Annotated in this window: 15 protein-coding genes and 2 pseudogenes; 11 read left to right on the top strand and 6 right to left on the bottom strand. The window is 36.4% G+C overall.

Going from position 1 to position 12,995, the window contains the following annotated elements; all coding sequences use genetic code 11:
• Positions 1–192 precede the first annotated feature (192 nt).
• The gene (locus Q5W13_RS19405; RefSeq protein WP_155596270.1) at positions 193–546 is read right to left on the bottom strand and encodes a 4Fe-4S dicluster domain-containing protein; all 354 of its coding nucleotides are present in this window, start codon (positions 544–546) and stop codon (positions 193–195) included.
• Positions 547–675: 129 nt separating this feature from the next.
• Between Q5W13_RS19405 and Q5W13_RS19400 the strand changes: the two genes are divergently transcribed.
• The 11 genes from Q5W13_RS19400 to Q5W13_RS19355 all read left to right on the top strand — a co-directional run bounded on the left by Q5W13_RS19400 (position 676) and on the right by Q5W13_RS19355 (position 9,127).
• Positions 676–1,716: an acyl-CoA reductase gene (locus Q5W13_RS19400; RefSeq protein ID WP_304444140.1), complete on the top strand. Its 1,041-nt coding sequence runs from the start codon at positions 676–678 to the stop codon at positions 1,714–1,716.
• Between the two features lie 77 nt (positions 1,717–1,793).
• Positions 1,794–2,858, top strand: a complete 1,065-nt coding sequence (serC, locus tag Q5W13_RS19395) for a 3-phosphoserine/phosphohydroxythreonine transaminase (protein WP_155596268.1) — start codon at positions 1,794–1,796, stop codon at positions 2,856–2,858.
• A gap of 109 nt (positions 2,859–2,967) precedes the next feature.
• Positions 2,968–3,918, top strand: a complete 951-nt coding sequence (locus tag Q5W13_RS19390) for a D-2-hydroxyacid dehydrogenase (protein WP_155596267.1) — start codon at positions 2,968–2,970, stop codon at positions 3,916–3,918.
• Positions 3,919–4,210: 292 nt separating this feature from the next.
• Positions 4,211–4,810, top strand: coding sequence for a DUF937 domain-containing protein (locus Q5W13_RS19385; protein WP_304444139.1), 600 nt, complete (start codon positions 4,211–4,213; stop codon positions 4,808–4,810).
• 102 nt (positions 4,811–4,912) lie between these two features.
• On the top strand, positions 4,913–5,101 hold the full coding sequence (locus Q5W13_RS25365; protein ID WP_368662326.1) for a hypothetical protein: 189 nt from the start codon (positions 4,913–4,915) through the stop codon (positions 5,099–5,101).
• 60 nt (positions 5,102–5,161) lie between these two features.
• Entirely contained in the window at positions 5,162–5,371 is a 210-nt protein-coding gene (locus Q5W13_RS25360) for a DUF6146 family protein (RefSeq protein ID WP_368662325.1), read from the top strand.
• Between the two features lie 30 nt (positions 5,372–5,401).
• A complete protein-coding gene (locus tag Q5W13_RS19375; protein ID WP_155596264.1) occupies positions 5,402–5,716 on the top strand; it encodes a DUF6787 family protein in 315 nt (104 codons plus the stop codon).
• A 58-nt stretch (positions 5,717–5,774) separates the two neighbouring features.
• Complete coding sequence (locus tag Q5W13_RS19370; protein ID WP_304444138.1) at positions 5,775–6,080, top strand: hypothetical protein; 306 nt, start codon at positions 5,775–5,777, stop codon at positions 6,078–6,080.
• Between the two features lie 70 nt (positions 6,081–6,150).
• The gene (locus tag Q5W13_RS19365) at positions 6,151–6,606 is read left to right on the top strand and encodes a carboxypeptidase-like regulatory domain-containing protein (protein WP_304444137.1); all 456 of its coding nucleotides are present in this window, start codon (positions 6,151–6,153) and stop codon (positions 6,604–6,606) included.
• 14 nt (positions 6,607–6,620) lie between these two features.
• Positions 6,621–8,543 (top strand): TonB-dependent receptor domain-containing protein, encoded by a 1,923-nt coding sequence (locus Q5W13_RS19360; RefSeq protein WP_368662575.1) that lies wholly within the window; start codon positions 6,621–6,623, stop codon positions 8,541–8,543.
• A 26-nt stretch (positions 8,544–8,569) separates the two neighbouring features.
• Entirely contained in the window at positions 8,570–9,127 is a 558-nt protein-coding gene (locus tag Q5W13_RS19355) for a type 1 periplasmic binding fold superfamily protein (RefSeq protein ID WP_304444136.1), read from the top strand.
• A 40-nt stretch (positions 9,128–9,167) separates the two neighbouring features.
• Here the strand turns inward: Q5W13_RS19355 and Q5W13_RS19350 are convergent.
• The 5 genes and pseudogenes from Q5W13_RS19350 to folE all read right to left on the bottom strand — a co-directional run bounded on the left by Q5W13_RS19350 (position 9,168) and on the right by folE (position 12,983).
• Positions 9,168–10,059, bottom strand: a pseudogene (locus Q5W13_RS19350) (sterol desaturase family protein).
• A 38-nt stretch (positions 10,060–10,097) separates the two neighbouring features.
• Positions 10,098–10,586, bottom strand: coding sequence for a monoheme cytochrome C (locus Q5W13_RS19345; protein WP_304444135.1), 489 nt, complete (start codon positions 10,584–10,586; stop codon positions 10,098–10,100).
• A pseudogene (locus Q5W13_RS19340) lies at positions 10,587–11,806 on the bottom strand (sulfite oxidase).
• A 173-nt stretch (positions 11,807–11,979) separates the two neighbouring features.
• Entirely contained in the window at positions 11,980–12,285 is a 306-nt protein-coding gene (locus Q5W13_RS19335) for a hypothetical protein (protein WP_304444134.1), read from the bottom strand.
• Positions 12,286–12,383: 98 nt separating this feature from the next.
• Positions 12,384–12,983, bottom strand: coding sequence for a GTP cyclohydrolase I FolE (gene folE, locus Q5W13_RS19330; RefSeq protein WP_155596256.1), 600 nt, complete (start codon positions 12,981–12,983; stop codon positions 12,384–12,386).
• Between the last annotated feature and the right edge of the window lie 12 nt (positions 12,984–12,995).

Genomic DNA, 12,995 nt, shown 5'->3' with positions numbered 1-12,995 from the left:
ATATACTCATTGCATAAATGAGTCCACACAAAATTATATTAGAGTAAAGACACTTTTGGTTTATATGAGACTTATATATGTTACGACAGCTTCTAAATCCTTGAATAAACAACCAAAATAGGGAAACAAAAAACCCGAGCCATGCCCGGGTTTTTATTCAATGTCTTTCGACTGAAAAATTATTTTGATATCCTAACCGTCAGGATGCATGAATTTTTGCTTAGCCAATAAGGTTTCTTCGGACTCTACATGATCCTCATCTGGAACACAACAGTCTACTGGGCATACCGCCGCACACTGTGGTTCTTCATGAAAGCCCATACATTCTGTACACTTATCTGGTGAAATGTAATAAATTTCATCACTAATAGGTTCTTGTACCTCGTCTGCATTCACAGCCTTACCATTAGGAAGCACAACATCCCCTTCTAAAGAGGTGCCATCATTGTAACGCCACTCATCTGCTCCTTCATAAATTGCAGTGTTCGGACATTCCGGCTCACATGCTCCGCAATTAATACATTCATCCGTTATAACTATTGCCATATTATTTTTATTAAGCTGAACGGCCTTTAACTCGTTCGTTATATTTCATTTTAATCGTGAAAGCAAAAATCAATTCAGTATTCTTACTTTTGCACAAAGGTACTTCGGAATACAATTTTGAACAAATATATGAACGACCATCACAAAACTTTTATTGCATTTGTTAAACTCGGCCACTTTCTTAGAGAGTTTGTTACATTGGAAACACCAAATGACGAATGGTCTATCAAATTAGACGAAGCCGTCACCCTTTCCAAACACAAAAATGGTTGGTTTACTCGAGAAAACGTCATCCATGCCATCAAAAGCTGGGGAGAATTACTAACGGAAGAACAACTTTCTACTTGGTTGGAGCCTTATGATTTGAGTCAAAATAAACCAAAAACCGTGGCATTGATCATGGCAGGAAACATTCCGCTAGTTGGTTTTCACGATTTGCTATGCGTACTAATTACTGGTAATAAGGTTTTTGCTAAACTATCTTCTAATGACAACGCACTAATCTTGTTTATAAAAGATTACCTATCTTCCATAGAACCTGCTTTTAAAAACACCATTGAAATTGCAGATGGCAGAATGGAAGGGTTTGATGCCGTAATAGCCACAGGAAGCAACAATACTTCTCGATATTTTGAACATTACTTTAGCAAAGTACCTAACATTATTAGAAAAAACAGGAACTCTATTGCGGTATTGACCGGAAACGAATCAGAAGAACAGTTGAATGCTCTGGGTGAGGATATTTTCAGGTATTATGGACTAGGATGCCGTAGTGTTAGTAAAGTTTTTGTTCCAGAATCGTACGATTTTGATACGCTTTTTAAGGCTGTTTACTCCTACCACCCTATTGTGGACCAGGTAAAATACTCTAATAATTACGATTACAATAAAGCAGTTTATCTCATGTCAGAATTCAAGATATTAGATAACGGCTTCCTGATTCTTAAAGAAGATAAAAGCTATTCCTCCCCTATCGCCTCCCTATTTTATGAGCGCTATGAGAATTTAGATGTTTTGAAAGAACGCCTTACTGCAGATGCCAATGACCTACAATGTATTGTTAGTGAAAATATTGTTGAGGGAGAAATAACCTTTGGACAGACCCAACAACCCTCGCTTGCTGACTATGCAGATAATGTAGACACTGTTGATTTCCTGTTAAAAACCTAATAGAATTTTTTGTTAATACTAGCCCTGTTTCCCCTTAAATTCAAGACCTTTATCACTTAATTTTTTTTACAATTCTTATGAAAAAACATAATTTTAGTGCCGGACCTAGCATACTGCCACAGGAAGTATTATTAAAATCTTCTGAAGCCATAATGGACTTTAACGGTTCTGGACTTTCCCTTATAGAGATTTCTCATAGAAGCAAAGACTTTGTTGAAGTCATTGAAAAAGCTCGTAGTCTTGCTCTTGAGCTTTTAGGTCTTGAAGGAAAAGGCTATACAGCACTATTTCTTCAAGGTGGTGCCAGCATGCAATTTTTGATGACGGCTTATAACCTGTTAGAGAAAAAAGCAGGATACCTTAACACAGGCACTTGGAGCGAAAAAGCAATTAAAGAAGCTAAAATGTTTGGTGATATTGTTGAAGTAGGCTCTTCTAAAGATGAAAATTTCAATTATATTCCAAAGGGATATTCAGTTCCTGAAGACCTAGATTACCTTCACGTTACCTCTAACAATACCATTTTTGGTACGCAGATGAAAAAATTCCCAACGACCAATGTGCCGTTGATATGTGACATGAGTTCTGATATTTTCTCTCGTCAAATGGATTTTTCTCAATTTGATTTGATTTATGCTGGAGCGCAGAAAAATATGGGACCAGCAGGAACAACTTTAGTAGTCGTAAAAGATGATATATTAGGAAAAGTATCTAGAAAGATACCTAGTATGTTAGATTACCAAGTACATATTTCAAAAGACAGCATGTTCAATACACCTCCTGTTTTTGCTGTGTACACTTCTATGCTAACCTTAGAATGGTTAAAAAATCTTGGTGGTATTGCTGCTATTGAAGAAATTAACGAAAAGAAAGCACGATTAATTTATTCTGAAATTGATTTAAACCCTGTTTTTAAAGGATTTGCTAAGACAGAGGATAGATCGATTATGAATGCTACTTTCAATTTAGCTAACGACAAACTAAAAGAAACCTTTGATGCCCAATGTAAAGAAGCTGGCATTAATGGCATTAACGGTCACCGCTCTGTTGGTGGATACCGGGCCTCTATGTATAACGCTCTTTCATTAGAAAGTGTTGGCGTTTTAGTAGATATCATGAGTGAAATGGAAAGAAAAGGGTAAACTTACTTTTTTTACCATAATTCACTAAATAGTAAAAAATGCGTCCGTTGGCACAAATCTAACGGACTCTTTTTGAGTAATAGCAATACTAACAAATTTTCCGAATAGAATGAAGATACTTGCAAATGATGGAATTGCCCAATCGGGTATTAAAGCACTCGAAAGCGCAGGTTTTGAAGTGCTAACTACTACGGTAGCCCAAGAGCAGTTACAAAATTTCATAAATGAAAACGAAATAACCGGATTATTGGTGCGAAGTGCCACACAAGTGAGAAAAGATCTTATTGACAATTGCCCTAACCTTAGACTTATTGGAAGAGGTGGTGTTGGTATGGATAATATTGATGTGGAATATGCTGAGAAAAAAGGTTTATTTGTCATTAATACGCCTGAAGCATCTTCTTCATCAGTAGCAGAGCTAGTTTTTGCACATCTTTTTGGTGGCGTTCGCTATTTGCACGATGCTAATAGAAACATGCCACTTGAAGGCGATAGCAATTTCAAGAAACTGAAGAAATCTTATGGGTCAGGAACGGAACTCCGCGGAAAGACTTTAGGGATTATCGGTTTTGGGAGGATAGGACAAGCTACAGCAAAAATAGCTTTGGGAATTGGCATGAAAGTTATTTATCATGACCCTTACCTAGAAAAAGCATCTATTGAAGTTCCTTTTTTTGATGGGCAAGCGGTGACATTCAATTTTGAATCGCAAACCAAAAAAGAATTGGTGTCTACTTCAGATTTCATTACCCTTCATGTTCCCGCACAAAAGAACTATGTTCTTGGGAAAGAAGAATTTGAATTGATGAAGCCCGGTGTTGGTATTATAAATGCTGCCCGAGGAGGTGTTTTAGATGAAGTTGCCCTCGTTGATGCTTTAGAGAACGGCAATGTTATTTTTGCCGGTCTTGACGTTTATGAGTCCGAACCTAAACCAGAAATTAGGATACTTATGCATCCTAACATCTCTATGACGCCGCACATTGGGGCTGCTACCGGGGAAGCTCAAAGCAGAATTGGAATAGAGTTAGCAGAACAAATCATTACCCTTTTAAAATAGGACATATACAATACCTTAAAGAAAACCTCGTTGAACAATTTACTGTTTAGCGAGGTTTTTTGGGATATCCTCAGTGAGCATTAGATTTTTTTCTCCCACTTTATCAAACTATTTTTAACAAACCCCTGTTAATCAAAAGAGTATAAAAAAAATTAATCAGATTAAGATCAGTCATTTTAAGAGTTCTTTTCAATATTTCTCATTTTTGACAGAAACTTTTTCGTAAATTGTTAAACAAACATAAACCATTAAATATTATGTCAGTCAGTTATTAGACCTATTAGGTAGCCCAATGGGCAAACAATTAATAAGTGGCGTAGCCAGCCAGACCGGTAATTCTACCGATCAAACAGGTAGCGTATTAAGTATGGCTTTGCCCATCTTAATGGGTGCTATGAAAAAGAACGCAGCATCACCAGAAGGTGCTCAAGGATTAATGAGTGCTCTATCTGGAAAACATGATGGAGGTATCTTAGACAACCTTGGCGGGCTTTTTAGCGGCGGTGTAGATCAATCTGTAATGGATGATGGAGCCGGAATACTAGGACACGTTCTTGGTGGCAAGCAAGCGACCGTAGAAAATGCCTTAAGTCAAAAATCAGGAATGGACGCAGGTTCTGTTGCTACAATATTAAAAGTGGCCGCTCCTATACTTTTAGGTTTTTTAGGCAAACAAACAAAAGAGCAAAATGTTACCGATTCCAACGGAATTGGAAATCTACTAGGTAGCTTTATGGGTGGCGGAGACTCTGGCAACCAACAGCAGTCTCTAATTGAATCGTTTTTAGATTCTGATGGTGACGGCAGTATTCTTGATGATGTTGCTTCTATGGCCCTTGGTGGCAATAAAGGTGGTCTTGGTGGCCTTTTAGGAGGTCTTTTTGGAAAGTAAAAATTAGATTACAAAATATCATACTCAAGCCACTTGTTAATTCAAGTGGCTTTTTTTTGTAAATTGTGTAACAGTCGTTGCGATACTACTAAGATTCAGATTATGAAAAAGATATATTTAGTTTTAGGAACACTCTGCCTTGTTAGCCTATTAATTGCTAGTAGTTGCTCTAGCACAAAAGAAGTTGTTACTATTTCAGACGAAGAAAAAACTGCTTTTCAGCAAAAGGAAGGTGATACCATTACAATAGCTAACGATGCCACAGAGTATGAGATTATGATTATTGAGTAAGGATTCAATTTCTGGTTACAGAGTATTGCAAAACCGCGAAATTTTTATTCACAGTCTTACATGGAAAGTCGGAATCAGATTTTTGTTGCCAATTACAATCAAAAGGTAATGCAGCCTATGCGTTACGACCCTAATCTTTACGAGCAACAAATCAATTACGAACCCAATACAGATTATGGTTACGAAGTGAATTACAAGCTCTATAATTACTTTATTTATTTTCAACGAAAATACAATCAGCGCTTGGGGCCTTTCATACCCCGTATATAAAAAGTATATTTGCCGCTTTCAATAATTATCATGCAAAGATTAAAAGAACGCTGGGGCGTTACCAGTAATTTTCAATTAACCATTATTTTTATTGTATTTTCTATTACAGGCTCCTCTTCGGTCCTTGTGGCTAAACCTTTTTTAAATTTAATTGGCCTACAACAAGCTAATTTTCCAGATGCATGGTGGGGAGCAACATTGTACTGGATTTTACGAATTCTTACTATTTTCCCCTTTTATCAAGTGTTATTAGTAATTTATGGCTGGTTATTTGGACAATTCAAATTCTTCTGGGCATTTGAAAAAAAGATGCTTAAAAGAATTGGACTGGGTTTTTTGTTTTAAATGCTTTTGTTAGGTCTTCTTTAACATTCAGTTCTACTTCTTTTAGTATTTTAGCACTGTGAATAATTCAATATATACCTATTTTTCCGTATTTATATTGTTTAGCCTTATGCTAATTAAGGTTACCTCTTTTCACGTCTACACTCATCAAGATAGTCCAGATGATTCTATAGAAAATTGTAGTATTTGCGATATAGCTGTTCAGAATCAGAATTCTGAATTTACTCTTATTGCCATCTTTGTATTGATTATTTTGCCGCTTATCATTTACACGGACAGAAAAATTGTGTCTTTAGTTTTTGATGCACCTTCATTTTTCTTTCCATATGCCCAATTTGGCAGACCCCCTCCTTTTCAAAGCTAGGACTCCACATTGAAAAAAATAAATCGATTTATATCTCTAAATCGATATCTATCTGCGCTAAACTTATATAATGAAATATTATTTATATGTTTTCGCAATCTTCTGTAGTTCAATTATTTGTGCTCAAGATTGCAATTCAATATTATTAGGAGAAATAGTAGATTTCCACGACAACAGTGCTTTGAGTGATGCTACTATTAGTATTACCGGTAAAAGTGCCTCCACAGTATCCGATAAGAATGGAAAATTTAATTTCAAAAACCTCTGCAATGGCGTGTTGGAATTAGAAATATCACATCCAGAATGTACTACCAAATTTGTAACTATCACCATAAATGGCGATACCTATTCTGAAATTAGATTAGAACATCACTTAGAGGAGCTGAAAGAAGTAAAAGTGGTTGGTAATGTTCCTAAAAACACAAATTCTGGACAAGAAAATATTCTTTCCATGCAAGATTTGGAACGCAATAGCGGTAATAGCTTAGGTAATGCCTTAAAAAAGATTATGGAGTATCTACCTTAAATACTGGAGGTAACATTGTAAAACCCATAATTCAAGGGTTAAACGGTAGCCGAATCTTAATCCTTAACAATAATGTTAGGATGCAAGACATGGAATGGGGAGAAGAACATGCACCCAATGTAGATGTAAACGCGAACCAAAACATTAGCGTTATTAAAGGTGCGGCGGCTATTGAATTTGGCGGGGACGCCATTGGCGGAGTTATTGTTTTGGAGCCTTTACCGGTCGTAAGGACAGATTCTTTATTTGGCAAAACCCAACTGAATCTTTCCTCTAATGGGCGGGGCGGCAATATAACATCATCATTGACCAAGTCATATAAATCCGGTCTATACATTAAGGCTCAAGGCTCATATAAAATTCTTGGAGATTTAGAGGCTCCAGATTATCTTCTGTCTAATACAGGCATAAAAGAAAGTGGCCTATCTCTAAATTTTGGTAAGCGAGATTTTGTTCAGGGTTGGGAAGGCTATTATTCCTATTTTAATTCAGAAGTAGGAATATTAAGAGCCTCGCATATTGGAAATATAGATGATTTGATACTTTCTATAAACAGTCAAACACCTAGTATTATTAATGATTTCACGTATGACATCACCCAACCTAACCAAGAGGTAACTCATCATTTAGCAAAACTAAGTTACTACAGAAGATTTGAAGGTTTTGGAAAATGGACGATTCAGTATGATTTTCAAAAAAACAGGAGATTTGAGTATGATATCCGTGTAGGAGATGATGTTGACAAGGCTTCTCTTGACCTTCAATTAACTACGCATTCTGTTCTATCGAACTTAACTTTTGATGCAAAACAAGGTTTACATATAAAAGTTGGTGGTTTAGGTAGATTTCAATCCAATTTTGCAAATCCGGATACAGGGGTAAGAAGGTTAATTCCCGATTACGATAAGTATGATTTTGGATTTTTTGTAATTGGAAGTTATGAACTAAATACAGATTGGACAATAGATGCAGGAGCGCGATATGACTTTAGTAGAATTGATGCGAAGAAATTCTACAGAGAATCTCGTTGGGAAGAACGCGGGTACGATGTAGATTATGCCAATATAGTTTTGGAAGATTTAGGAACACAACTGCTCACGAATCCGGTTTTTGACTACCATAATTTTTCTGGAACTGCAGGTTTTCACTATGAAATTAATGAAAATGACCATTTACGATTTAATTACGCTTTTTCACAAAGAGCTCCTAATCCATCAGAATTATTTAGTGATGGCCTTCATCATTCCGCCGCACGCATAGAACTTGGAGACTTAAGAATAAAGAGCGAAACATCATCTAAGTTTTCAGCTTCTTTAGAGCGGAACACAGGGACATGGGGATATTCGTTAGCACCATACCTAAATAATATTGATGATTTCATAGTTCTAGAATCAACAGGTGTAGAATTTACCATTAGAGGAGCTTTTCCCGTATGGGCTTATCGTCAGACAAATGCTGTTTTATTAGGAGTTGACACTTCAGTTTACAATAACTGGTCTTCTAATATTAGAACTGACCATAAGTTTGCCTGGGTAAAGGGAACAGATATTGAAACAGATGTTCCATTAATAAATATGCCTGCCGCAAATTTCACCAATAGCATTACCTATACAAATCCTAAGTGGAATAATTTTCTGGTAAATCTAGAAAGTCAGTATGTGTTTAAACAAACCAGATACCCTTCTAATATAGAGGTATTTTCCCCACAACTACAAGAAAACGTGGTTTTGGATATTAATACTCCTCCAGATGCTTATCACCTTTTATCTTTAAATACAGAGGCATCTTTTACACTTAAAAACAAAAATGATTTAACTGTAGGCTTAAGTGCTACCAATCTATTGAATACTAATTATCGTGATTACTTAAATCGTCAGCGATATTTTGTAGACGACATGGGCAGGAATATAAGTCTACGCCTAATTTTTAACTATTAATATAATTTAACCTAAAAATGACAACTATGAAAACAAACAAAATTTTGAAAACAATTTTAGCACTAAGCTTAATAGCATCAGTAGCAACATCATGTTCTAGTGACGACAACACACCTGAAGCTGTTGATGAAGAAGAGGTTATTACCACAATGAATATTAGCCTTTTAAGCGAAAATGGAAATACTGTTTTCCTTCAATCTCAAGACTTGGATGGTGATGGACCAAATTCACCCGTAATCACAGTCGAAAACCTAGCGGCAAACACAACTTACACCGGTTCTATAGAATTACTGAACGAAACAGAAACTCCAGCAGAAGACATTACCGAAGAAGTAGCTGAGGAATCTGATGAGCACCAGTTTTTCTTTAATGTAAGTGGATCAATAGTGTCAACAACGTATGGCGATACTGATGGTGATGGAAACCCAATTGGCTTATCATTTACACTAGTTACAGGAGATGCTGGTGAAGGAACCATCCAGATAACCTTACGTCATGAACCTACAAAACCAAATGACGGCACTTTAGCTGATGTGGGTGGAGAAACTGACATTTCACAAACATTCATGGTAGTAGTGGAATAGTCTATAAATTATAATGCAACTCAAAAGCCTTTAGTTTAAACTAAAGGCTTTTTGTTTTCTTTTTATATCGAAAACCATGAAAAAGCTGACCAAAAAAACCAGTAGGCATTTCATCATCACCTTCATACCCCAATGGCACCAAACCACTGTCTTCTGGGATATAATCGGTTTTAAAGATGTAATCCCACAAGCTTAGGCTAATGCCATAGTTTACACCATTCTTCTTTCCTTCCGGAAGCTCGTACGCATGATGGTACAAATGCATGACCGGATTATTAAAAATATACTTTAAAGGACCCCAAGTAAGTTTTATATTAGAATGATTAAGGTGCCCTATCGCAATAGCAAAAAAATGAACAATATAAGCTTGCTCAGGTTCAAAACCTCCCAACACCATAACTGCAAAAGTTTTAAGAGGTTTGTAGAATAAATTCTCCATCCAATGGTACCGCATATGGGCTGCAAAACCCATTTCTTTTACGCTATGATGAACCTTATGAAATTCCCATAAAAAAGCATATCTATGCAGTAACATATGTGTAAACCATTGAACAAAATCTAGTAGCACAAAAAAGACTAATAATTGCAAAAATGGAGGCCACTCTTGCAGGTTGATAAGAGTTAAAGTATCAGATGGTATTCCAATATCTAAAAACATTAACTCCAATAACTTATAAAATCCACTTATAGCAATTACAAAAAGAAAGAAATTGAAAAATATATAAAAAGCATCCAGCCAAAAATCCTTTCTAAATACTGCCTGATTTTTACGCCATGGAAAAGCAATCTCAAGAATCCAAACCAATGCAGAAAGTACTATAATTCCCCAGAAATAATTGGTATACTATGGGCACATCAAACAGGATAGATTTCCATGTCCAATTAAGAGTCCCCATTAGGGAATCTAGAAATGCGTTAAAGTATTTTTCCATTGCTAAAGGCATTTATCATATTAGTCGAAAAAGGAAACTTAATCTTTCAATTCATACCAATCAATATTAGAAAGAACCTCTCTTCTCCCCTTCTTTTGAGGTGGGTAATTCGTAACCAGATAATCTATGATAATATCTTCGTTTTTTCCTAAGTCCCACAAATTTTGGGTTTCTTGCATCCATTTAATTGTTGATTTCCATCGCTCTTTGTTCATTCGGTTCTGAATGACAAGTTTGGCAGAATGGCAATTGGTGCAATTTTGAACGGTCTCCATCATTCCAGGAGCTTCAACAAAACCGGTGCGCACGTGAATGCCGTTTTCTACTTTATCAAAATCGTCTTCTTCAACAGGCACAGCAACTATTTCTGAATTGGGCTCAGAACTCTTGAAGATAGATACATCAGGATTTTTTATCAAATACATTAGCGCAACGACGAAAACACCAATACTGGCGCAAGCGACAATAAGTACCCTATATAAACTGATGAAATCCTTTTTTAGTTTGTCATTATTTTGCTTTTTCATCTATGCGATTTTTACAGCTATTCTATGACAAGCATTATTTAAGTATCCTTTTGGATTCCAATAAGGAAGTAACATAGGTTGAGCAACACCATTAGAATCAGTTGCTTTTGCCCAAACTTCATAATATCCTTCTTGCGGAAAATCTACCTCTGCAGAGAAATGTTGCCATGCTAAACGGTTAGCAGGTTTATCTAGCATACATGTTTTCCAAGTAGCACCGAAATCTATGGAATACTCCATTTTAGCAACCTGTAACTCACCTGCCCACGCATGCCCTCTAATAGTTAATGTTTTTCCTTTAGAAATAGTGGCGCCAGATTTTGGGTAGGTAATCAATGATTTTACCGGCATAGATTCTATGATGCACATATCCTCATCTGCTACTTTAGTACCAGGAGCAACCGGCTTACAAGGAACACGGTATGCGGTACCCGTCATTTTAGTACCGTCATGAACTATATTTCTAATACTTATTCTCTGCAACCATTTACCGGAAACCGAAGCTGGCCACCCCCAGCAACCACACGAAGTGGATAACCGTGCGCCAAAGGAATATCTTCCCCATTCATTTTAAATGCCAATATAGTTTCATCTTGAAGTGCTTTTGACATTGGCGCCCCTCGTGAAATGGGTTCTTTTGTAGGGTCTCTGCTTAAATGAATATCTGCTGCGTGATAACCAAAATATACGGCATCATCTTTTATACCTACATCCTCTAGCACATCCCGGAGCCTAATACCCGTCCAACTAGCACAGTAAACAGCTCCTATTGTCCACTGGTTTCCTTTGGCTGGCGGATCAAACTCGCTTCTGCCATTACCTCCGCATTCTAGCGTTAACTGATAAGTATGTTGTTTAAATTTTGATTTAAGCTCGTCTAAGGTGTAGGTTTTCTTTTCCTTAACAGATTCGCCGTCTATGGTAAGTGTCCAGTTATTTACATCTATTTCTTCCGGTATGAGCCCGTTATTACGAATAAAAATATACTTGTTAGGGGTGATTTTATCATCTAACAAATGGGCCTGAGCCTCCATATTCCATGGCTTGTCGTTTAAAACAACCATTTCCTTGTCCTTATTGAATAATTTAAAAGGGTCCGGGTCTTGCAGCGCCAATGGAATATAATTCTCTACCATTTTAGAGCCATACACAATATCGGCTCCAACAATACTCGCTAAAGATGCAAGTGCTGCTTTCCCTATGAACTTTCTTCTTTGCATAAAATTTAGGTCTGGATTACACTCAAAGTTATAGATATTTAGTATATCCCTCTGTGCTATGTCCTAAATTTAATTGTTTTTTAAGGATATTTAAAAACTTACAGAATTCATAGGCATATATAGTGCTGCATAAAAACTAACAATACAAAGAATTTAATGTCTTAAAGAAAGAATTAAGCATTAACCTCTATTGTTTCCGATTCTTTAGATTTTTTGAAAACATAGGTATACAGCCACATTAGCGTAAAAGTAGGTATGACATCTAAACCTGGAATGATCTCTTCTAAGAAAGTAACGATACCTGCACCCTGACCAATTTTCCCTTTGTACATACGGGTCATGAGCCAACCGGCTAGCGGCGCCCAAACAATATCGGAAAATTCACCTATAAACGGAATGGCAAACGAAAGCATGCCTATACCATCAAAAAGCAAGCTTATGAGTAGTTTTTTATATTTTTCGTTTTTATCTTTTGACATAATGGAAAGTGTTTATTCTTATTACTAAAAGCAATAAGAATGCCAAAAAATATTCTAAAGAAAACACCCCTTTAGAAGGGGCATTGTTAAAAAAGTCCTTAAGATAAATCTGAGCTTATTAATTTTAAAAACTCATTCCGAGTTTCAATTTTTTCGAATTGCCCTCTAAATCCGGATGTTGTGGTGACAGAATTCTGTTTTTGAACCCCACGCATCATCATACACATGTGCGATGCTTCTATTACTACCGCAACACCTTTAGGCTTTAAAGTACTATTAATACACTCCAGAATATCATGTGTAAGACGTTCTTGTACCTGCAAACGACGCGCAAAAACATCTACCACACGTGGAATCTTACTTAAACCTACAATATGACCATTTGGAATGTATGCCACATGTGCTTTACCAAAGAAAGGCAACATATGATGTTCGCAAAGCGAATACAATTCTATATTCTTAATGATGACCATATCATCATAATCTTCTTTGAACATGGCGCTTTTAAGAATTTCTACAGCATCTTGTTGGTAGCCCTGCGTTAGAAAAAGCATAGCTTTGGCTGCTCTTTCAGGTGTTTTCACCAAACCCTCTCGAGTGACATCCTCTCCTATTCCATCTATAATTTTTGAAAAACGGTCTTTGACCTCCGTTGTGATTTCCATATTATATTCCTCAAAATTTTTATAGGGTGCCATAAAGGTTTCTTG

Source organism: Zobellia laminariae (assembly GCF_030553095.1).
GTDB lineage: Bacteria > Bacteroidota > Bacteroidia > Flavobacteriales > Flavobacteriaceae > Zobellia > Zobellia laminariae.
This window is presented reverse-complemented; position numbering and strand designations above follow the sequence as displayed.

What these genes read in the sequence shown, in the direction of transcription:
- Q5W13_RS19405 (WP_155596270.1), bottom strand. Translation starts at nt 546, where the DNA reads ATGGCAATAGTTATAACGGATGAATGTATTAATTGCGGAGCATGTGAG.
- Q5W13_RS19400 (WP_304444140.1), top strand. Translation starts at nt 676, where the DNA reads ATGAACGACCATCACAAAACTTTTATTGCATTTGTTAAACTCGGCCAC.
- serC (WP_155596268.1), top strand. Translation starts at nt 1,794, where the DNA reads ATGAAAAAACATAATTTTAGTGCCGGACCTAGCATACTGCCACAGGAA.
- Q5W13_RS19390 (WP_155596267.1), top strand. Translation starts at nt 2,968, where the DNA reads ATGAAGATACTTGCAAATGATGGAATTGCCCAATCGGGTATTAAAGCA.
- Q5W13_RS19385 (WP_304444139.1), top strand. Translation starts at nt 4,211, where the DNA reads ATGGGCAAACAATTAATAAGTGGCGTAGCCAGCCAGACCGGTAATTCT.
- Q5W13_RS25365 (WP_368662326.1), top strand. Translation starts at nt 4,913, where the DNA reads ATGAAAAAGATATATTTAGTTTTAGGAACACTCTGCCTTGTTAGCCTA.
- Q5W13_RS25360 (WP_368662325.1), top strand. Translation starts at nt 5,162, where the DNA reads ATGGAAAGTCGGAATCAGATTTTTGTTGCCAATTACAATCAAAAGGTA.
- Q5W13_RS19375 (WP_155596264.1), top strand. Translation starts at nt 5,402, where the DNA reads ATGCAAAGATTAAAAGAACGCTGGGGCGTTACCAGTAATTTTCAATTA.
- Q5W13_RS19365 (WP_304444137.1), top strand. Translation starts at nt 6,151, where the DNA reads ATGAAATATTATTTATATGTTTTCGCAATCTTCTGTAGTTCAATTATT.
- Q5W13_RS19355 (WP_304444136.1), top strand. Translation starts at nt 8,570, where the DNA reads ATGAAAACAAACAAAATTTTGAAAACAATTTTAGCACTAAGCTTAATA.
- Q5W13_RS19345 (WP_304444135.1), bottom strand. Translation starts at nt 10,586, where the DNA reads ATGAAAAAGCAAAATAATGACAAACTAAAAAAGGATTTCATCAGTTTA.
- Q5W13_RS19335 (WP_304444134.1), bottom strand. Translation starts at nt 12,285, where the DNA reads ATGTCAAAAGATAAAAACGAAAAATATAAAAAACTACTCATAAGCTTG.
- folE (WP_155596256.1), bottom strand. Translation starts at nt 12,983, where the DNA reads ATGGCACCCTATAAAAATTTTGAGGAATATAATATGGAAATCACAACG.